This window comes from Cytobacillus sp. Bva_UNVM-123 (assembly GCF_046351715.2).
Lineage (GTDB): Bacteria > Bacillota > Bacilli > Bacillales > Cytobacillaceae > Cytobacillus.
Map to the genome: position 1 here is coordinate 5,062,078 of NZ_CM177772.1, position 21,753 is coordinate 5,083,830.

General features: G+C 38.7%; 17 protein-coding genes and 1 pseudogene. 1 reads left to right on the top strand and 17 read right to left on the bottom strand.

Annotation, left to right across the window (positions count from 1 at the left end; genetic code table 11):
• Positions 1-498: 498 nt before the first annotated feature.
• From KDN24_RS25650 to nikC, 16 genes and pseudogenes are all read right to left on the bottom strand, one after another.
• Entirely contained in the window at positions 499-1,722 is a 1,224-nt protein-coding gene (locus KDN24_RS25650) for an ATP-binding protein (RefSeq protein ID WP_491348232.1), read from the bottom strand.
• Positions 1,723-2,097: 375 nt separating this feature from the next.
• The gene (murQ, locus tag KDN24_RS25655) at positions 2,098-3,027 is read right to left on the bottom strand and encodes an N-acetylmuramic acid 6-phosphate etherase (protein ID WP_409971190.1); all 930 of its coding nucleotides are present in this window, start codon (positions 3,025-3,027) and stop codon (positions 2,098-2,100) included.
• Positions 3,014-4,015, bottom strand: coding sequence for a BadF/BadG/BcrA/BcrD ATPase family protein (locus KDN24_RS25660; RefSeq protein ID WP_409971191.1), 1,002 nt, complete (start codon positions 4,013-4,015; stop codon positions 3,014-3,016). Before KDN24_RS25660 ends, murQ begins: the two co-directional genes overlap by 14 nt.
• Entirely contained in the window at positions 4,002-4,826 is an 825-nt protein-coding gene (locus tag KDN24_RS25665; RefSeq protein WP_409971192.1) for a carbohydrate ABC transporter permease, read from the bottom strand. The genes KDN24_RS25660 and KDN24_RS25665 overlap by 14 nt, the downstream gene beginning before the upstream one ends.
• Positions 4,827-4,872: 46 nt before the next feature.
• Positions 4,873-5,823: a carbohydrate ABC transporter permease gene (locus tag KDN24_RS25670; protein ID WP_409971193.1), complete on the bottom strand. Its 951-nt coding sequence runs from the start codon at positions 5,821-5,823 to the stop codon at positions 4,873-4,875.
• 513 nt (positions 5,824-6,336) lie between these two features.
• The gene (locus tag KDN24_RS25675) at positions 6,337-7,635 is read right to left on the bottom strand and encodes an ABC transporter substrate-binding protein (RefSeq protein WP_409971194.1); all 1,299 of its coding nucleotides are present in this window, start codon (positions 7,633-7,635) and stop codon (positions 6,337-6,339) included.
• 51 nt (positions 7,636-7,686) lie between these two features.
• Positions 7,687-8,697 (bottom strand): serine hydrolase domain-containing protein, encoded by a 1,011-nt coding sequence (locus tag KDN24_RS25680; protein ID WP_491348233.1) that lies wholly within the window; start codon positions 8,695-8,697, stop codon positions 7,687-7,689.
• A gap of 7 nt (positions 8,698-8,704) precedes the next feature.
• Positions 8,705-9,559, bottom strand: a complete 855-nt coding sequence (locus KDN24_RS25685; RefSeq protein ID WP_409971196.1) for a MurR/RpiR family transcriptional regulator — start codon at positions 9,557-9,559, stop codon at positions 8,705-8,707.
• 225 nt (positions 9,560-9,784) lie between these two features.
• Positions 9,785-10,543 carry a LamB/YcsF family protein gene (locus KDN24_RS25690; protein WP_409971197.1) on the bottom strand — a complete coding sequence of 253 codons (759 nt, stop codon included), beginning with the start codon at positions 10,541-10,543 and terminating at the stop codon, positions 9,785-9,787.
• Positions 10,544-10,724: 181 nt separating this feature from the next.
• A complete protein-coding gene (locus KDN24_RS25695; RefSeq protein WP_409971198.1) occupies positions 10,725-11,693 on the bottom strand; it encodes a 5-oxoprolinase subunit C family protein in 969 nt (322 codons plus the stop codon).
• A 39-nt stretch (positions 11,694-11,732) separates the two neighbouring features.
• Positions 11,733-12,428, bottom strand: a complete 696-nt coding sequence (gene pxpB, locus KDN24_RS25700) for a 5-oxoprolinase subunit PxpB (protein ID WP_409971199.1) — start codon at positions 12,426-12,428, stop codon at positions 11,733-11,735.
• Between the two features lie 303 nt (positions 12,429-12,731).
• The gene (locus KDN24_RS25705) at positions 12,732-13,118 is read right to left on the bottom strand and encodes a YhfM domain-containing protein (protein WP_409971200.1); all 387 of its coding nucleotides are present in this window, start codon (positions 13,116-13,118) and stop codon (positions 12,732-12,734) included.
• 127 nt (positions 13,119-13,245) lie between these two features.
• The gene (locus tag KDN24_RS25710) at positions 13,246-14,250 is read right to left on the bottom strand and encodes an ABC transporter ATP-binding protein (protein ID WP_409971201.1); all 1,005 of its coding nucleotides are present in this window, start codon (positions 14,248-14,250) and stop codon (positions 13,246-13,248) included.
• On the bottom strand, positions 14,243-15,262 hold the full coding sequence (locus KDN24_RS25715) for an ABC transporter ATP-binding protein (RefSeq protein ID WP_409971202.1): 1,020 nt from the start codon (positions 15,260-15,262) through the stop codon (positions 14,243-14,245). The genes KDN24_RS25710 and KDN24_RS25715 overlap by 8 nt, the downstream gene beginning before the upstream one ends.
• 16 nt (positions 15,263-15,278) lie before the next feature.
• The gene (locus KDN24_RS25720) at positions 15,279-16,202 is read right to left on the bottom strand and encodes an ABC transporter permease (protein WP_409971203.1); all 924 of its coding nucleotides are present in this window, start codon (positions 16,200-16,202) and stop codon (positions 15,279-15,281) included.
• An 18-nt stretch (positions 16,203-16,220) separates the two neighbouring features.
• Positions 16,221-17,003: pseudogene (gene nikC / locus KDN24_RS25725) on the bottom strand (nickel transporter permease); the annotation flags it as partial.
• A 117-nt stretch (positions 17,004-17,120) separates the two neighbouring features.
• On the opposite strand from nikC, the gene KDN24_RS25730 reads away from it, so the two are divergent.
• Positions 17,121-18,401, top strand: a complete 1,281-nt coding sequence (locus tag KDN24_RS25730) for a glutathione ABC transporter substrate-binding protein (RefSeq protein ID WP_409971231.1) — start codon at positions 17,121-17,123, stop codon at positions 18,399-18,401.
• A gap of 129 nt (positions 18,402-18,530) precedes the next feature.
• On the opposite strand, the gene KDN24_RS25735 is transcribed toward KDN24_RS25730, so the two are convergent.
• Positions 18,531-21,752 carry a DEAD/DEAH box helicase gene (locus KDN24_RS25735; RefSeq protein WP_409971204.1) on the bottom strand — a complete coding sequence of 1,074 codons (3,222 nt, stop codon included), beginning with the start codon at positions 21,750-21,752 and terminating at the stop codon, positions 18,531-18,533.
• Between the last annotated feature and the right edge of the window lies 1 nt (position 21,753).

A 21,753-nucleotide genomic window follows, 5' to 3' on the forward strand; every position in this document is an offset into this window, starting at 1 on the left:
CTTATGCGATATTATTAGTGGGAGTAAAACTTCAATTTCATTTTACTTTATTACGTTAATAAACTTAAACCTTCTTACTAGCTTAGAAAAACTATAACTTCCTTAGTTTAACGGAAAAGATCGTAAATGTCTTTACTAATGGGCCAATAAGTTAAACAGAGAAAAGCCCTATAAAATTACAGGGCTTTTACAGGGCTTTTCACTTTATTTAAGAGGGGGATGAAATTGTCCACCTTTGGGACTCAATATTGACAACTGCTTTTTTATTCCATTAATGTGCCACAATAGTTACAAAATAATACCGACTTATCCAATAAGAATTATTAACTTTATGCAATTTTATCTATCTCTTTCCTATTTGTCAACTACATTTTTAATTGTTTTTTTTAAAATTAAAAATTATTAAAAAGCCCGTATAGCTTCGTTGCCATAAAGACGTAATCCGCCATTTATCGCAGCTTAGCTATACGGGAATATTCAAATACTGGAGATCTTATGCTAAACTCCTTTCCACTCACACGATGGAAAGCTGACCGTCACGATAGTACCTTTCCCTTTTGTACTCGTAATCTCGATTTTCCCATCATATTTTTCAACAGTATTAAAGCAAATCATCATTCCTAAACCAGTGCCCTTACTTTTTAGTGAGTAAAAAGGCGTTCCGAGAAGGCTAATCTCCTCATTTGTCATCCCACATCCAGTATCTTCTACTTTGATTACGATACAATCTAGCTTTTTTTCTGCATGAATGAATACGGTATTCCCTTTGCTAGAGGCTTCAATGGCATTTTTGATAATATTAATGAATAACTGTTTAAACTCGACAAAATTAATGGCAATATAGCAATTATCCAGAACATTAAATTCGATTCGATTAGCATGTAAACAACCATAGGATTTCACTAAATCTGTCACACTTTGAATTGCTTCTTTTACATTAATAGCCTCTATCTTTTTATCTTTATCTGGTTTTGCAATCGTTAAAAAATTTGAAATTACGTGTTCTGCGGCATTTAATTCTTCAATCATTAACGTAAACTTATCCCTTACTTCATGCTTCGTATCATTATCCTGTTCATATAATTGCAAAAATCCTTTCACTACAGTAAGCGGATTTCTAATTTCATGGGCGACGGCAGCAGCTAATTCACCTGTTAGCCGTAAACGCTCAGCCTGCTGAATTTGCTCATAATATATTTGGAGTCTCTTAATTCGCAAAAACGAAAAATAAAAAATTAAATATAAAATAACTTGGCTTCCAAAAAAATTAATGATATTACCAATTATGTCAAACCGCACGTAAGCGAAATAACTTCCTGTATCATACAAAAAAATATAACAATAAAATATCGTCATGAACAGAACGTTCAATACTATTGAAAAATGAAAGAGCTTAGAATCAAACAAAAGAATAGAAATAGCCGGACTAAAACAGACTAGAACAAATGTTGACCATGTTTCAGGGTACAGCAAAAAGAGGGTATACGTATAAGCCATGACAAAGATAATGATGACTGTTCTGAAAATAAATGTTTCATACTTTGGATAGAGTAATATACATATCGTTAGGAGAACAACAAGAATAATATGAATCACTCGTCCTAAATCATACTGAGCAAAATAGGGATTATTAATGATTACTCCTGTTATCATAAACGCTATAATTAATAGCATAAATATATAATATCGTTTTACTTGGATAAAATCCGTAAATTGCTTCATTAGTAACCACCTACAGTACTCATATAACTTCTATTAATAGATTAAAGGCTCTTTTCACATATATTGTTGTTTTGCCTTCAAATTTTGCCCGTTGATTTCTGCTGCGGGTTCTTGCTTTCCGCGGGGAGGAACGTGAGCCTCCATTCCCGCAGGAGTCAAGTACCCTCCGCTCCAATAAACTCAGAGAACTAAATAAAAAAAAGCAACAAACTTTACGAAAACAGCCTAAATTAAATATTCTTTTTTCTTAATTGTCTCAAGATTTACATTCAAATTATATATTTCTATTTTATAGATGTAAAGTTCAGACAAAGCCTATATTATAAGCTTTCAGTAAATGAATTTCATTCATTAATCAAAAAAAACAGATTCCAGCTAATTGGAATCTGTTTTTCTATATTTCTTCTGAAGTTCCTCCATCGCTTTTGGAAAATGTCCGTTATGGTTGTTAAGGATGGAAATAGACGTTTCATAATCAACAGAAAACAAAATCATTAAAATAGCTGCTCTTGTGTTACCATTTGCTTTTTCATTCATCTCTTTAGCAGTTGCTTCATCAACACCCGTCAAGTCGCAAATAATCGAAATGGATCGTTGTCTAAGCTTTTCATTTGTAACTTGAACATTGACCATTAGGTTTTTATATACTTTGCCGAGCTTAATCATGCTTGCAGTTGAGATCATATTTAGGACCATTTTTTGTGCTGTACCAGCTTTCAAGCGTGTAGAACCTGTAACGATTTCTGGACCGACTGGAATTTCAATTGGGTACTTAGAAAGTTTCGTTAGTTCTGAGCCCATATTACAAGAGATTCCAACCGTCGGAATGTTGTTTTCATTTGCTTTTTCCAATGCCCCTAATACGAAAGGAGTTGTGCCACTAGAAGCAATTCCAATGATGATATCATTAGACGTTAACAAACGTTCTACCTCAGCTCTTCCTGCTGCTCGATTATCCTCGGCATTTTCGATTGGAAAACGAACAGCTTTTTCTCCACCAGCAATAATCCCATTCACTAAATCATGTGGTACACCGAAGGTAGGCGGACATTCCGAAGCGTCCAATACTCCAAGACGGCCACTTGTTCCAGCCCCAATATAAAATAACTTTCCACCACGCTCTAATGAACTTACTACCGCATCAATGGCAACACTTATTTGTGGGAGCGCCTTTTCAACAACATCAGGAACTTTTTTATCTTCCTGATTCATTAATTGAATAATCTCAAGCGTTGAGAATTGATGTAAATTCTCAGACCTTTTATTTCTCATTTCCGTTAAGTATGTAGGATTAGTGTGATTCATTTTTCTTCCTCCAAAAATGATCAATGTTTTGTTCCATATTAGCGGTGATCGTTTTCCCACTTTGAATAATGGCGCTCATATATGAACCGACAACTGGAGGATACTTTGGTAAAATAATAGGTAAACTACAGCCTTTTAACCGTAAAGTTTGTTCAAATCCCATTCTAAAGTAGTCTGATTGAAATAATCCCCCAGAGATAACTAATGGATAGTCAAGACTTTCCTTATCCTTATTCATAATCGCAATGACTAAATGGACTAACTGCTCGATTGCGCTTTGTATAATACCCGCTGCATGAGGCTCATCACGTTCAGCCAATGTAATAACATGGTCGGCAATAGAAGCAATTAATTTCCTCGGATACGGATCTTCATATATAAAGGTAATTAATTGTTCAGCTGTTTCGAGCCCCATTTTTTCTAAAATATCCTTCGTAAATGCTTCTCTTTTATCTTCTATTCCATCATATGAACGGGTAATCATTCTTAGCGCCTCATTGCCAATATGGTAGCCGCTGCCTTCATCACCGATTAAATAACCCCAGCCCCCGACACGAATAGGCTTTGACAGTCCATCACTTACCGAATACGCAATAGATCCTGTTCCTGCAATTAAAACAATCCCATTCTGCCCTTTTGTACCAGCGGCTAAAGCGGCTACTGCATCATTGGCAACCGATAGCTTATATGGCTTTATCCCATACTCAACAATCCATTGCTGCCACCGTTTCCGATCTTCCTCTCGATCTCCACCAGCTGTCGATACGAATACACCTTTTATTCGCTCCATTTGGATTTGATCTGATTGAAGCAACTCATCTAATAACTGATAAATAACTTCTTTCACTTTCTCCTCTGGTCTTGACTTTAAGTTTGTCGAAGCACCAATAGCGGAGGCGATAATCCTTCCCTGTGAATCTCCGATGATGCAAATGGTTTTCGTCCCCCCACCATCAAAGCCGATGAACAAATCACTATTTAACAGCACCAGCAGTCAACCCTTCCATAAATTGCTTTGATGCGATGAAGAAGAGGATAATCATTGGCAGTGAGGATAGCGTTAATCCCGCGAATAAAGCTCCCCAATCAGCTGAATATTCTCCGAATAATTTCATCATCCCAACAGGAATAGTTTTCTTCATCTCATCGGAAATAAAGATTAATGGAAAGAAAAAGTCATTCCAAGCATTAATAAAATTAATTATCATCACTGTTCCTAATGCTGGCTTCATTAAAGGTAAAACGACATCCCATAAAATTCGCAAATCACTTGCTCCATCCATTCTTGCAGCCTCTTCAAGCTCCATTGGCATTGTTCGGAAAAATCCTGTTAAAATTAGAATGGACAATGGAATCCCTTGTGCCGTGTACATCATAATAAGTGACCATAAAGAGTTCGTTAACCCTAAGTCCTTCATTAACAAAAACAATGGAACAATTCCTAGCTTAATCGGAATCATCATACCCATTAAGAAGAAGAAAAACAAAATATTATTCCACCAAAATGTATATCTTGCAATATAGAAAGCAGCCAGCGATGTCGTTACTAAAATGAGCAAAACAGAGATCACACTGACAAATACACTATTATAAAAATAGGTCATGAATGGAATTTGGTCCAAAAGATTGCGATACGTTTCGAAGCTAAAGCTTTTTGGCCATGCAAGCGGACTCATAAATATTTCAGCACTCGGTTTAAAAGAGGATAAAATCATTAAGATAATCGGATATAGACTAATCGAGGCAAATAAAAAGGCAATGATATAGTACAGCGGTCGTGTCCAAATAGTATGTTTCACCTTATTTCCCCCTTTCTTTGTCCTGCTATGGCTCCACTTTTTCTTTTTACATCTCAATCTCTTTTTTCTTCATTGCTTTTAATAAAATGGCTGTAAATGTTGATATAAAGATGAATAAAACGACGGCTAAAGCAGAGCCAAGTCCGATTGCCGTTGAATCTCCAGTTGATCCTCCAAATGCTAATCGATAAAAATAGACGGCCAACGTGTCAGTTGAACGATATGGTTCTCCCTGTGACCCTTGCATCGCATAAACAAGCTCAAACGCCTCGAACGATTGGATGAATGTAAGCACCGTAATGATCATGATAGATGGAACCATTAATGGGATCATAATTCGCGTTAAGATGGTAAACCCTTTCGCCCCATCTAAAGTCGCGGCTTCAAGCAATTCCTTTGGAATCGATTGAAAGCCAGCTAAAAAGATTAACACAGAAAAGCCTATCCCAAACCAGCAGTTTACTAGAATAATAGCCATCAATGCCGTCTTTGGATTTCCTAACCAAGCTTCTTGAAGAGACTCTAATCCAAATTTACCTAAAAGTACATTTAACGCTCCAAAGTTCGGATTAAGAATTAACTTCCATAGAAAACCAACAACAATAACAGAAAGCAGCCTCGGCAGGAAATACGCAATTTTAAAAAACTCTGCACCTCGAATTTTTTGATAAATGATAAATGCAAGAAGAAATGCGATTCCATTTTGTACGACCATTTGTACAATAAAATACAATACATTATGCTCGAAGGCATTCCAAAACATGCCGCTAAACGGCTGAAGCGTAAAGAGATTTTTATAGTTTTCTAGCCCGATGAATGCCCCTCTTTTAATTCCCTTCCAATCAAAGAAACTGTAGGTAAGTGCTGCAATTAAAGGATAAACGATAAATAATCCATAAATAACGAGGGCGGGAATAGGGAAAAGATGAATATTCCATCTTTTCCACTTCCTTTGCTTCACTTGTTTTACTTGAACTGGATTTACTTCTGTTTGCATGTATTCACCGCCATCTTATTTTTTTAGAGGCTCTGTTATAAAAAGCTGTTGATTTCCGCTTCAGGTTGCTTAGCGATCGCATGGGTCCAGGAGTCTCCTCGGTGCTATCGCACCTGTGGAGGCTCGCACCTTCCACTCCAATCAACAGGTTTACAAATCAACAATGTCCTTTAACAAAGCTTTTTTTGGAAAACTTAACGCCTTTTTTATTGATATCAGAATTTATATCTTTAAAGCTAGATGAGTGTCTAGCTCCAGCGACTAGCGACTAGTAAACTTCCGACGCACAGGACGTGCTAGTGCAGACGTTGCCACAGGACGTGGCGCACTTAGTCTGCCCTCCCTCTCCCTACGATAAGTCAACATTGCGACGCACAGATGTGCTAGCGCAGGCATTGCCACAGGACGTGGCGATCTTAGCCTGCGATCATATCTTTACTCGTCGTGTTTCCTTTATCTTTAGTCGAGGTCAGTCCAGTTTATACGTCACTGACCAAGGCGCTTGCGCTTTTCTTATTGAAATGGTTTAAACCACGTTTCTGCATTTTCCTGTACTTTCTCAGCTACTCCTTCAGGTGTTTGCTGGCCAAGATACATACCTTGAAGCTCAAGCTCTAACGTAGCTTTTGAAGTTGGATTTCCCCCAGCAAAATGAACCACCATCATATATGGTGTTGAGATGGAAGCAACTGCTTCACTTAAACCATTTACTAATTCATCGTCTGATTTAACAGCTGGGTTTGCACTAATCATTTTAAATTCTTTCGTAAATAGCTCACCAAATTCTGTAGTCGTTAAAAATTGCAGGAATTTTTTTGCCTCTTCTTTATGTTTAGAATTTGCGTTCACAGCAAATGATCCATCAACCCAAGCTGTAATGGTTACATCTTTTCCAACCGCAGATGGCATTGGGAAAAAGCCAAGATCTAAATCAGGGTTCATGCCGCGCAATACTTCAATTTCCCAGCTTCCCATCGGGAACATCGCTGCTTTGCCAGTAAAGAATAATGTTCGAATATCCTCCATCCCAAGACCTTCATAGTTCGCCGGGAAGTAGGCTTTAAGCTCATCCATCGCTTTAATCGAGTTTACAAATTCAGGGCTATTGAAGTCTGTTTCACCTTTTGTTATTTTGTCGACAAATTCATTGCCGCCATAATGAGCTGGTCCGAAAATTCCATGTGCAGCTGATAATAACCAACCTTCTTTACTTCCTAACGCAATTGGGGTAATGCCTTCTGCTTTTATTTTTTCATTAAGTGTAATGAACTCATCCCATGTTTTCGGTTCTTCTAATCCTAAATCTTTAAAAATCTTTTTATTATAGAACATTTGCGTTGTACTCATATTTAGTGGAACACCATATTGCTTACCATCTGATCCTTTAGAAGCTGCTAACGCAGATTCAGGGAATGCACTTAATCCTTCTAGTCCGTCGATTGGCTCAATATAGCCTCCATCTGCTAATGCAATACCTGGTGCATATGGTCGTAAATGAATGATATCCGGACCTTCTCCACTTTGTAATGAAGTGTTTAGAATCGTGTTATATTCTGTGTTTTTTGAAGGCTTGAACTCAACCTTAATGTCTGGATATTGCTTATTAAACGCTTCGATTACTTTTGCATAGCCAGCTGTATCCTCTGTTCTCCAGCTTCCAATTGATAAGGAAACCGTTTCCTTCCCATCTTCTTTTGGTTTGTCTGATTTTCCTTCTTCCTGAGAGCCACCAGTATCTTTAGAACATGCCGCTGAAAATAATAAAATAAATGAAAATAAACTTACTAACCAAATTTTCCCCACTTTTTTCATTACGATTGACCTCCTTGAATCACTTTTATATATAATTAGCTCCGCGATGCTCTACAGCCTTTGTAAAACATGCGCGGAGTAAATTAATGAATGGAGTTTCTTTCTTATGCTTCTTATCATTGTTTGCCTGCCCAAGTGAACCGCATTTGTTAAAAAGACGACGATAAGTTCCTCAGATGGACAAACCCATACACTCGTACCTGTAAACCCTGTATGTCCAAAGGAACCGCTTGGCCAAAGCTCTCCAAGTGAAAGTGCAGCTCCAGATCCACTCCATACTTCAAAGCCGAGACCTCGATTATTATGCCTATGGATGACAGCCTCTCTCATGTATTCCTGAGGAATGACATGTTGTTCCTCAGGATAAAGCCAGCAAGAGGCGAACTTCGCCACATCTTTAGCTGTAGAAAATACCCCTGCACTCCCACTTACACCATTCAGTTGAAATGCCTTTTCATCATGAACTTCCCCTTGAATATAGTGGTCTTTATACCATTCTGTTGAGGCTGCAAGGGGCTTTTTATCATCAGGCAGCAAATAGGTCGTTTCAAATAAGTTCCATGGCTTGAAAACTTCCTTTTTTGTGAAATCACTCAGTGCCATACCTGTTACTTTTTCAATGACCTTTCCTAATAAAATCATTCCTACGTCACTATAAATCGTGTTCGTTCCTGGTGTGTATTCGAGCTTTGTAGCAAAAATATCTTTCATCACATCTCTAGGCTGCATGCGATCCTGAAAGTGAAGATCAGCTGGAAGACCAGACCTGTGCTGTAATAACTGGCCAATCGTAATATCCTTGTATTTGAACTGAGGCAAAAATGAGTAGACTGGGTTATCTATATGTAATTCTTTTTTTGCCGCCAAAAGTAATATAGACGGGAGCGTTGCCATTATTTTTGTTAATGAAGCAACATCAAAAATTGTTGCAGTAGTCATTTGCTGTGTATGATTATTTTTATCAATGAACGATCCTTTTGCATAAAAGCATTTCGTTTCTTTCTTTTTAGAAACATAAAGAACAGCCCCAGGAAGCTCTCGATCATCAATGAGTTGATTCAAATAATGTTTATACATTTTTTTTAGAAGCTTTCACAGCTTTTCTTGTTCTCTCTAATGCCCGGATATTTCTATCTGGATTTGATTTCGTGACCCCAAAAAATAAAATATCAATCACCGTTAACTGGGCAATTCGAGAACTCGTTGCTCCACTGCGGACGTTTCTTTCTAATGATGTCGTATTAAGCTTCACATCAGCTAAAGAGGAAATCGGATTATCCCCTGATTTCGTAAGGGTAATAATACTTGCCCCGTTTTCCTTTGCGACCTTAAGTGATTCAAATACATCCTTCGTTTGTCCACTATAAGAAATTCCGAAAGCGACATCTTGATTTGATAAATTTGCCGAAATGGTTAATTGGGTATCGCCATCAAAAGCAGCTTCACACCAACGATTAATCCGCGTTAATTTTTGCTTAAAATCTTGGGCAATTATAGCTGAAGCTCCTAATCCATAAACCGCAACCATGCGAGCATTGGAAATAAGCGAAACTGCTTTTTCCAATTCTTCCTCTGAAAGGACGAGCAAAGTGTTTTGGATCGACTGGATATTGTTATGAGATATTGTCTGGATAAAGGATTTCATTGAATCGTCGCTAGGAATATCCTCATAGAGACTATTCGTATTTTCGGATTTTGCTAGTTCATACGCGATTTTAAGCTTCAGCTCTTGGAAACCCTTACATTTCAAAGACTTTGACAGTCGGATAATCGTAGCCTCACTAACCTTTGCTTTCTCAGCTACTTTCTGTATCGATTGATTCACGACTTCATCTGGATGCTTTAGAATATATTCTGCCGCTTTTTTCTCAGTAGGTTTAAACGTATGAATACTTTCCTGAATAAAGATAATATCTGCGCTCATTAAAACATCCCCATTTTCTGAACTTTCTTAATTGCGATTATATAAAATAATGTTTCCAAGATCAATATTATTTTGAAACTTTATTTCAACAAAATTCGTGTATGCCTAAAAAAACTAGTAAAACCATGTTGCATCTCCGTATAAATCTAGCAAAAAAAACCATGAATACCATCGGGAATGGTACTCATGGTTTTTTTAAGTTTGAAATTTCATCTAATAACGTTGCTACTTACTAAGTGCTTTAACCTCAACATTCGCTTCTTTAAGCGAATTTCTAATTTGCTTAACTAATTCGACTGCTTCGTCATTATCTCCGTGCACACAAATACTATCCGCTTGGAGCTCAACCTCACCACCTTCTATCGTTGCTACCTTTCCGTTAAGGACCATATTCTGAACTTGGTTAACAGCTGCATCTATATCATGAATGACAGCACCTTTTATTCCACGGGGAGCGAGAGTACCTTCCAAATTATAGGCACGATCACTAAATACTTCGCTCGCAGTACGAAGACCAACATCTTTTCCAGCTCGAATAAGCTCCCCACCTGCTAATCCCATTAGAATTAAGTCACTGTCTACTGCATATACCCCTTCTGCAATGGCCCTCGCTAAATGATAATCTTTAGCTGCCATATTATAAAAAGCCCCATGCGGCTTAACATGCTGCATTTTACCACCTTGTGCCTTTACAAAACCGTTAAGAGCACTTATCTGATAAATAACGTAGGCCTTCGCTTCTGAAGGGCTAACAACCATATTACGCCTTCCAAATCCCATTAAATCTGGAAAACCTGGATGCGCACCGATCTCTACATTATTTTCTAAAGCCATCTTCACGGTCTTTTCCATTACTAAAGGATCACCGGCATGAAAACCGCACGCAATATTTACGGAGGTCACATATTGGATAACTACATCATCATTTCCTATTTTGAAATGACCGAAGCTCTCACCAAGATCACAATTTAGATCGATTTTCATCTTTATTACCTCCATTTTACAAAAAATCAAATCCTAACGGTGTCGCGTTTTACTTAACTATTAGGTTGTTCTTAACAAAAGCAGGGCAAATTCCGATTTAAAATTGAATGACTCAAAACTAGTACTGTATTTATTTTTCAGACTAGTAAAATGATGTTTTTCAGCTTAAAAACAGAAGGGATTACAATACTTGGGCCTTTAGAATCCGAAATGTTTTTTCCTCACCTCGAAGTAGCTCATGACTTTCTTCAATATCGACAACCGCGAAGCTAATAAGATCACCTGGTTTCCCTTGAGCTATTTTCGGCAAATCAACTGAAATAACTGTAGCAATTATTGGGTACCCCCCTGAAGTTTGCCTATCAGCTAACAATACAATTGGATACCCTCCTGGTGGTACTTGAATCGTACCAAACGGAATCGGTTCAGTAATTTGTTCAACATCGTGTTTAACTTCTAATGGTGTACCCAAAAGCCGGTACCCCATCCGATCTGATTGGGAAGTGATTTGAAATTTACTAGTAAGAAATTTTTCATGGCTATTTTTTCGAAAATCATTCCACTGAGGGCTAAGAACCACCCTTAACTGAATATGACTTGAATAACTTGGGATTAAGTTTGCATGTAATCGACGTCTAAGTTTATTAGCTTTACGTTTTTGCCCATCTAGTATATCCAACCTAGATAACTTATCACCAGTTTGTAAAGCTCTTCCTTTATGTCCACCAATACCAGCTCTAAGATAAGTAGATCGACTCCCCATTATTGGTGGAACATCTAGTCCACCTTCAACAGCTAGATACGCACGGCACCCTGTATTAAGTTTACCGAATTGTAGTATTGAACCAGCCACTAAATGAATGCTTGTCCACATTGGTATCAATTGTCCGTTTACTGCTGGTGACAAATCCGCTCCAGTGACAGCAATCGTGCAATCGCTTTCCACAAAAAGCACTGGACCAATAAGCGTCATTTCCAGTGCCGCCTCATGTTCTTCATTTCCTACTAATATATTAGCCATACGAAGAGCATACGTATCCATCGCACCAGAGACAGCCATTCCATACTGCTGATAGCCTTTCCGTCCTAAATCTTGAACACTAGTAAGCATACCTGGTTTTATTACTTTAAATACCTCAAAGTTTTTCATTAACGAGAGGACCCTCCTAGCTCAAGTGAAACTAGATCGTTATTGCTTAATATTACCCTTTATCAGACAATATTCTTCTTCTGTAACAGGAACAAATCGGATAGAATCCCCTGCAGATATGAGAAATGGATTCACTCGATCATCTGGCTGAAATAATGAAATAGGGGTATGCCCAATAATCCTCCATCCACCTGGTGAAGTAAGAGGATATATCCCCGTTTGTTGACCAGCAATTCCTACTGAACCTGCCGGAATCTTAAGCCGGGGGATGTCCAAACGCGGCGTGTGCAAACGTGAGTCTAGACCACCTAAATAAGGAAAGCCCGGTACAAAGCCGATCATGTATACTCTATAGGTAGAACGAGAATGGATATGAATGACATCCTGCACATTTAAGCCATGAAAAGCCGCTACATCCTGCAAATCTGGCCCACATTCTCCCCCGTAAAGAACAGGGATCTCATGTATGATTGATGAAGTTTTCCTCTGACTTGATTCTTCTATATCTAGTTCAACTAATATCTTTACCAACTCAACATAGCCAATCTTTATTGGATTATAGTAAACCATCAGAGCAGCATAAGCGGGAACCCATTCTTCCACGCCATCAATTTGGTTTTTCTCAAGATGGTTGGCTAGTGCGATCACTTTCCAATTCGTCTCCTCTGAAATCTCTTGCTTAAATTGAACTAGAACAGCCCGATCCCCCGCAGAACTACAAGTAAACTCCATCATAGTTGCAGCCCTCCTCTTTCATATAATCTAAGATATTAATAGATTACAAAACATAATGAACGTTCGCAATTTTATTTACTAGACGAGCTAATACTGCATTGTGGATGTCATATTGCTATTTATGTTGCGGGAATCGGTCGACCCGCTTCATTCCCGAGATTCTGAAGGGGCGCGCGTTTCGGGAATCGGTCGGCCATCTTTATTCCCAAAACTTCGAAGGGACGTACATTTCAGGAATCGGTCAGCCATCTTTATTCCCGAAAATTCGACGGGGAGCGCGTTTCGGGAATCGATAAAAGAAAACTATTCACTAAACTTACTTGCTATCAATTCATTTACCTGTTTAATTGCCTTATTAGAAAAAGAAAAAATGGTGTGTGTGTCTTTTACATTCATGATCGTTCCGGAATCCGTACTTATCCAAAGAAAATATGCTTCCTGACCTATTTCTACTTTATATTGCGGGTTTGCCATATCAACAATACCAGGTCGCTTTACTGCACCATTCACTGCGTTTTTTAACATACTTATCACTTCGGAGTCCGTAATTTCAACACTTGAATCTTCTACGATCTCGGAATAATTCTTCATTTTAGAAATCGTAACTTTTTCGATACGTTCAGTGGAACAAGCAGCTAGTAATATAAAAAGGATCATAACGAATAAATGGGGAATACGATCTTTATTCATTCATCCAACACCTCCTTAAAAATGGACGATCAGAAGCTCTATCAAGTTACAAACCTTATATGAACGAGATAAAAAGCGTTCCTACTTAGTTGTAGCAACGCTCTTTTCTCTATCATATTTTTTAATTTTATTGTAATGAAGAGAAGTCCTCAAGACCTTCCTCTATTAAATGGCAGGCAACTTGATGATTTTCTCCTGGAATTGCATGCATGGCTGGCTCTTCCTTTGCACAACGATCGAAAGCATATGGGCATCGCGTATGAAAACGACAACCAGCTGGAGGGTCAATAGGTGAAGGGACATCTCCTTTCAGGATAATCCGTTCTTTTTTCTCTAAAATATTTGTGCTAGGGATTGCGGATAATAATGCCATTGTATAAGGATGCTGCGGATTATTAAACAATGGTTTTTTATCTGCTATTTCTACAATCTTACCAAGGTACATAACGATAATTCGATCAGAGATATGGCGTACAACCCCAAGATCATGTGAAATAAAAAGATAGGTTAGCTTAAACTTTCTTTGTAAATCCTTCAATAGATTTAAAACTTGGGCTTGAATCGATACATCCAATGCTGAGACTGCTTCATCACAAATAATCAGTTTCGGATTAACAGAGATCGCTCGAGCAATTCCAATTCGTTGTCGTTGACCTCCACTAAATTCATGGGGATAGCGATCAATTTGGTGGGAGCCAATCCCAACGGTTTCAAGCAGTTGCACAATTTTTTTCCGTCTCTCTCTAGGAGGAACGACTTTTTGAATTTCTAGTGCTTCCTCTAAAATTTGACTAACGGTTTGACGGGGGTTTAATGATGCGTAAGGATCTTGGAAAATAATTTGCAAATCTTTTCGTTTTTTTCTCATTTGTGACTTACTTAAAGAAAGTAAGTCTTCACCTTGAAAATAAACCTCACCCGAATAAGGATTATCTAGACGCAGTATCGCCCTGCCAGTCGTTGATTTGCCACAGCCTGATTCACCGACAATACTAACTGTCTCTCCTTCTTGAATACTAAAGCTAATGTCATCGACGGCCTTGACATAATTAATCGTCCGCCCGAAAATACCACCTTTTATCGGAAAATACTGCTTAAGTTGTTTAACCTCTACTAAAGCTTGCTCAGCCATGATGATCTGCTACCTCCTCTTGCTTCTCCCATTTATCTGTATATATCCAGCACCGAACTTTATCATTAGCAATTGCAGTATCCAATTCTGGCATTTCAGAATGACAAATTTCTCTTGCATGAGGGCAACGGGGGGCAAACCTACAGCCAAGTGGCAAGTTAAATGGACTTGGAACTTGACCTTGGATAATGGATAAATCTCCTTCTACATCTTCATCATGTTTAGGCACTGAATTTAATAGACCAATTGTATATGGATGTAATGGTTTCGTGAAAATCGTTTCTACATCTGCATATTCCACAACCTTCCCACAATACATAACCGCTACCTTATCACACATTTCAGCCACAACCCCTAAATCATGAGTGATGATCATAAGTGATGTTCCCATCTCTTCCTGCAGCTTCTTGATTAGTTCAAGAATTTGGGCTTGAATGGTTACATCCAAGGCAGTTGTAGGCTCATCCGCAATGAGCAATTCTGGATTACAAGCTAAAGCAATGGCAATCATAACTCGCTGACGCATTCCGCCTGACAATTCGAATGGATATTGCTTAGCTCTTTTTTCGGGTGATGGAATTCCAACTAATCTCAGCATATCAACTGCTTTAATCCATGCTTCTCTTCGATTTAATTTTTGATGAATCCGAATAGATTCAGCAATTTGTTCGCCACAAGTAATCGTCGGGTTCAATGATGTCATCGGCTCTTGAAAAATCATCGAAATATTATTCCCGCGAATATCCATCATTTGCTTTTTCGATTTCGTTAAAAGGTTGTCTCCCTTAAAAAGAACTTCACCACCGACAATTTTTCCAACTGGCTCTTGAAGTAAGCGGAGAATGGAAAGAGAAGTGATACTCTTCCCTGAGCCCGACTCACCAACAATCCCTAGAGTTTTTCCTTTCTCTATTGAAAAATCCACACCATCTACTGCTTTTACTTCTCCTTCATCAGTAAAAAAAGAAGTTCGTAAATCCTTAACTTCTAATATATTATTCGGTATCGCCATAGATTCTCACCAGCCTTTAGTTCAAATCGATTCGCTTATTTATAAAGCGATATGTAATATCTACAAGTGTATTAACTAATACAAACAAAACCGCACACACAAGGATCGTTCCTTGCACCATCGGAAAATCATGTGCTCGTATCGAATCAATAATTAATCGACCTAAGCCATTAATCGCAAAGACCGTTTCTGTAATAACAGCGCCACCTAATAAACTTCCAAACTGGAGACCAACGACGGTAACAACCGGGATTAACGCATTGCGCAAAGCATGCTTATAAATGACAATTCGATCACTAACCCCTTTAGCATGAGCTGTACGAATATAGTCTTGATCAATCACTTCTAGCATACTTGATCGAGTCATTCGAGCAATAATCGCAGCCCCAACCGTACCTAAAGTAATCGCTGGTAAAATCATTTGCTCAACTGTACCCCAACCTGCAACAGGCAATACGCCAAAATGTACCGAAAAGAAATAGATAAGCATGATACCCAATAAAAAGTTTGGCATTGAAAAACCGAATAACGCCACAAGCATAAGTGAAATATCAGCGAATGAGCCCTTTCTAGTTGCTGAAATAATCCCAGCAATTAATCCTCCGACAACAGCTATAATGGTTCCAATAATGGCAAGCTGAACTGTTATCCAAAAACGCGAATCAAAAATTTCCTGAGTTACAGAACGGTTTGTTCGAATGGATGTACCTAAATCGCCTTTAACAGCATTTGCAACATAACGAAAATATTGTGTATAAAGCGGATCATTTAATCCAAGTTTTTCTCGCATCGTCTCAACTTGTTCTTGATTCGCACTCTCCCCCGCCAAAATTTGTGCCGGGTCTCCAGGAATAAGGTGCATCATTAAAAACACAGCAAGCGTAACCCCGAACATAACGGGGATTGTTTGAAATATTCTCCGAATAAGATGTGTAAGCATATTGTTCACTTCCCCTTATTATTTCTTCGACTTCGGATCTAGTGCATCACGGAGTCCATCACCAAATAAATTAAAGCCGACAACAACAAGTAAAATAGCTAAACCAGGAAATAGGGTCACATGAGGAGCCTGTTTTAGATAGGAACGTCCTTGTGCAAGCATTGTTCCCCATTCAGGAGTAGGCGGTTTCGTCCCCATGCCAAGAAATGAAAGGGCACTAGCCGTAATAATAGCTGATGCAATATATAGGGTAGCTTGTACAATAATCGGTGAGAGAATATTCGGAAGTACATGCTTAAAAATAATTCTAAAATCACTTGAACCCATTGCTTTTATCGCATCAATATACTCTAGCTTTTTAACACCTAAAGTTGAACCTCGAACAATACGTGCAAAGGTTGGAACAGCAAAAAACGCAACGGCAATGATGACATTTGTTGTGCTCGCACCTAGGACACTTACGATTGCCAATGCTAGTAATATACCTGGGAAAGCAAGCAAAACATCACAGATTCTCATAATCAGGGAGTCAATCCAGCGACCATAATAGCCCGATATAATCCCCAGCAATATCCCTGCAAAAGCACCAAGAAGAGTAGATACTATCCCAACGATTAACGAAATTCTTGAGCCATATAGAAGACGACTGAAAATATCTCGTCCTTTATCATCTGTTCCAAACCAGTATTCTGAAGAGGGTGGCTGTAGCTTTTTACTAATTGTCATTTGTGTTGGATCATGAGGAGCAATTAAGGGGGCGATAACTGCCAATATAATAAAAATAACAACAATAATGGCTCCACACATGGAAAAAATGATACAGCAACGACAAATGCAACTTCACAAATTTTCGAACGTTTAACAGAGTACGCTGCAGATGGAACTGTTGAACCAGCTTTAGCGACTGAATTTAAAGCGATTGATGATAAAACTTGGGAATTCAAGCTCCGTGAAGGTGTTAAATTCCATGATGGAACAGACTTTACAGCAGAAGCGGTAAAGCTGTCACTCGATCGATTAATCGATCCTGAATTTGCTTCACCACGTGCAGTTGTACTAAACATGATCGAAGAAGTTAAAATCATAGGCGATCATACAGTTCAAATTATTACGCAAGATCCATTTGCACCACTCCCTGCTCATTTAGCACATAATGCGGGCTCCATTATTGCTCCTTCTGCCATTAAAGAAGAAAATGATGGCGGTAAAAAGATTGATGAAAATCCAATTGGGACAGGTCCATTCAAATTTAAAGAATGGAACCGCGGGGCTGAAATTCTTTTTGAAAGAAATGATGATTATTGGGGAGAAAAAACAACACTTGATAGTCTTACTTTCAAAGTTGTGCCAGAGCAAGCTACTCGTGTAGCAATGCTTGAGACTGGTGAAGCTAACGCAATCCTTGTAGGTTCTTCCGATGTTGCTCAAGTTGAGGAAATGGATAATATTGACATTGACCGTGTTCGCGGAACTCGAATGGACTACGTTGGATTCAATATGAACAAAGCACCATATGACAATCTTAAAGTTCGTCAAGCAATAGCAATGGCCATTAATAAGGATGATGTCGTAAATGGAATTCTTGATGGTCAAGGAGTTGCAGCAGTAGGACCACTTGCACCGACTGTTGTTGGAAACGACCAAAACTTGAAGCCGCTTCCATATGATGTTGAAGCAGCAAAGAAATTACTTGCAGAAGCTGGCTTTGCTGACGGTTTCAAAACAACCATTTATGTGAATGAAGGAAGTAAAGAGCGTGCAGACATTGCGGAATTAGTTCAAGCTCAATTAGCTGAACTTAATATTGAAGTAGAAATTGAAATCATCGAGTGGGGAACATTCTTAGATAAAACAGCTGCTGGCGAGCATGAGTTGTTTGTCCTTGGCTGGACGACTGTAACTGGAGATGCAGACTACGGGTTATATGCATTATTCCATTCTTCTATGCATGGAATGCCTGGTAACCGCTCATTCTATACAAATTCAAAAGTAGATGAGCTACTTGACAAGGCTCGTACAAGTACAAATCAAGATGAGCGAAATGCTGCTTATAAGGAAATTTCTGAAATTCTAGTTGAAGAAGCACCTGCTGTTTATTTACAGCACCCTGACTTTGTTCATGCAACGAACGGGGTAGAGTCTGGATTATTCGTTAACTTCAGCGGAACTCCATTCTTTAAAGATATTAAACTAAAATAAGCTTGAACACATAAAGCTTGAGAAAAAAGAATAATCTACAGGGCTGTTTTTAAGTTGGTTGATAACTTAAAAACAGCCCATATTAATGAAAAAAGACAAAATCTGCTCTCGGAAAATAAATCAATCTCTCTATTCCAATAACAGCTCTCTAATATCCTTTTCGGTAAGCCATGCCAACTCACTACCAGTTGATTCAATAATCTCATCGATCATTTCTCGTTTTTTCTCCTGGAGTTCATTCATTTTTTCTTCAATGGTTCCACGTGCAATAAGCTTGATCACTTGAACAACCTTCGTCTGACCGAGCCGATGGGCACGATCTGCCGCCTGCTCCTCGACTGCAGGATTCCACCACAGATCATAAAGGATGACCGTATCAGCACCTGTTAAGTTTAGTCCTGTACCACCTGCCTTCAAAGAGATGAGAAACAAATCACGCTCACCCTCATTAAATCGATTCGTAAGCTCAAGCCTTTCTTCCGATGGTGTTCCACCGTCTAAGTAAAAGAAGGGCAACCCTATATTTGCCAATTTCCTTCCAATAAGTGCAAGCATCTTCGTAAATTGAGAGAAAATGAGCACTCTTCTACCCGATTGCTTCGATTCCTCAATAATCCTTATAAGCTGTTCAAATTTCGCAGAACTACCTGGATAGCCGTCGACAAACAAAGCAGGATGACAGCAAATTTGTCTCAGCCTGGTCAAACCTGCAAGAATTCGAATACGATTTTTTCGCAAAGTATCTTTATTCAAATGCTTAAGTGTATCATGTCGTAGCTTTGCCAAATATGCTGCATAAAGCTTTTTCTGCTCAGGCAATAGTTCCACAGATTCGATCAACTCGAATTTTTCTGGAAGTTCAGCAAGCACATCCTCCTTTAGCCTTCTTAGCAAAAAAGGACGAATTCGCTTAGCAATCGTTTCTCGGGAAAGATGACTATATTCCTTTAATCCAAGTAATAATTCGGGAAAAACAACATGGAAAATAGACCATAGCTCCTCCAATGAATTTTCGATTGGTGTACCAGTAAGGGCAAAACGGTGATCGGCTTGTATCCGTTTTACCGCTCGAGCCGTTTGGGTAATAGGATTTTTAAATGCTTGCGCCTCATCGAAAAATACGGTGTGGAAGCCGATTTTCTCGTACCACTTAATGTCTCTCCTTAGTAAAGGATAGGAAGTTATGACGACATCCATTTCCTTGACATTTCTTTGGAGAAGGGTCCTTTCTGCTTTATCCCCATCAATCACAACAGCTTGGATATCAGGTGCAAATTTTATAAACTCATTAAGCCAGTTATACGTTAAAGAGGATGGACAAACAATTAAAGCAGGACGCCCCTCCTCTCTCATAACTGGAAGAGTAGAGAGAATATAGGCTATGCTTTGCACTGTTTTCCCAAGTCCCATATCATCTGCTAGAATTCCGCCAAAGCTGAAGCTTGCCAGCATTTTCATCCATTTATAGCCGATAATCTGATAATCACGCAAAATCGGTGCAATAGCCTCTGGTACCGCCAATTCCAAACTTCCTGGGTTGCGAAGCTGGTCCATTAACATACGAAAAGATTGTTCGAACGTAAAAGCATGTCGTTCATCCGCATATTCCAGCAAGCGAAGCCCCCTGGCAATCGGAACGTTCAAGCCGCTCTCTAAATCTTCCTTTTGTTCAGGAACGGATCTCAGAAATCGCTGAATCTCTGCAAATTCTCTCGTCTCCAACGAAAGCAAAGCTCCATCACGTAAGCGATAATATTTTCGCTGTTCCTCAAGCGCCAAGAGAATATTTCGAATTTGCTGTTCAGGAATTCCGTCTATTGAGAACTTAAATTCTAACCAATGCGTTCGTTCCTTCTTCACCTTCACCCGGATTTGCGGGTGGACATTTTCTCGAAAAATTCGATTTCTCACAGCTGTCGTAGCGTAAACTTGCACAAGCTTTTGCAGCTTCGGCAAAATATGGTACAAAAACTCATATTCTAATTCTTCATTCTGTAAAAAATAGCCGCCGTCTGTTTTGGCAAAAGCACTTTCCTCCATTAGCTTTAAAATCGCTTCCTCCTTTACTTCATCACGTATAAGAAGTGCACTTGTTCGAGGCTCTCGACTTTCTAATGGATGGATAACGATATTTTCATAGTGAAACTCCAAACCAGCTAAAAGACGATTTTTCAAACGATCTAAATATAGCTTTGCAACTAATGGTGTTTTCATATACTGCTCTGTTATTGTTCGAGAAATATGGACATTCCCAAGCTTTCTTAAGTGAGGTACAACCTTTTCAAGGAAAAAATCAAGCTGTTCCGGCAAAATAGGAATTTGATTCTTGTTAGAGAGTGTAAGCATTTCCTTTAAATTTAATAATCGCTTGCAATCATCTTTATTCAAGCGACTAATTTGGCCATTACATAAAACAGAGCGATAAGAATCAAGTACAACAATGTGGGTCAGTCCTCTAATGATTAACTGATAACCTTTATCCTCGGCTTCCGAGAGAGAGAACTGTAAAGGGAGTGGGTCTTCGGATAAATGAATTCCTTCAAATCTATTTCCGCCATATCGGAGGCTGGCTAAAGGTGCATTTTGTAAAAAAGGAAGAAGCCGCTCCCAAGAGGACGGTGGAATGAATAGCATTTGCTCTCGAATGGACTCATCTTGTTCAACCTTCAATAAATCAGGAAAGAGATTTTCATCATCTAAAACGTGAAGGAGCTGCTGAATAACCCCATCTGTTTCTTGTGAAAAACAATGGAGGCTCAAATCAAAGGTAAAGGAAGTTGAAACATGGCTCGGCTTCCCTTCCTTCAATAGTTGAAGAAAAGGACGGATTTGCTTTACCTGAATGTCAGCAACTTTCATTTCAATTCCAAATAGTTGTTTTCCGTGTGCTGTTGGGACAGCACTGCAAATGAATTCAGTATGAAGCATTTGTCTATTCTCAAAATGAAGCTTACGCCCACTTGAGCGCACAGGCTCTTCATTGAAAAGAGTGAGTAATCCCTCTGCTAATGCTTGATCACCTGTTACGCCTTGCTGATGATTACTTAGAAAAGGTGAAGATGTTTCTTTTCGCTTTTGCTCATAAATAGCAATTAATACAGCAGCAATATGCTGACATTCTGTTTTAATGGAAGCAAGCTTTGGACAGCTACATGACGCACGGATTTCATCTCTCTCATCAACATCAACAGTTACGCGAAAATTCTCTACTCCCGAAACCGTCGCCACATATTGATTAGAACTAAAAAATTCAAATTTGACCTTTTTCGCACGATAAAAAGAGTCCCCTCTCTTAAAGGAGACTATACCACACATTTCTTGGATAATTTTTGGACTTAATTTCATACTCATC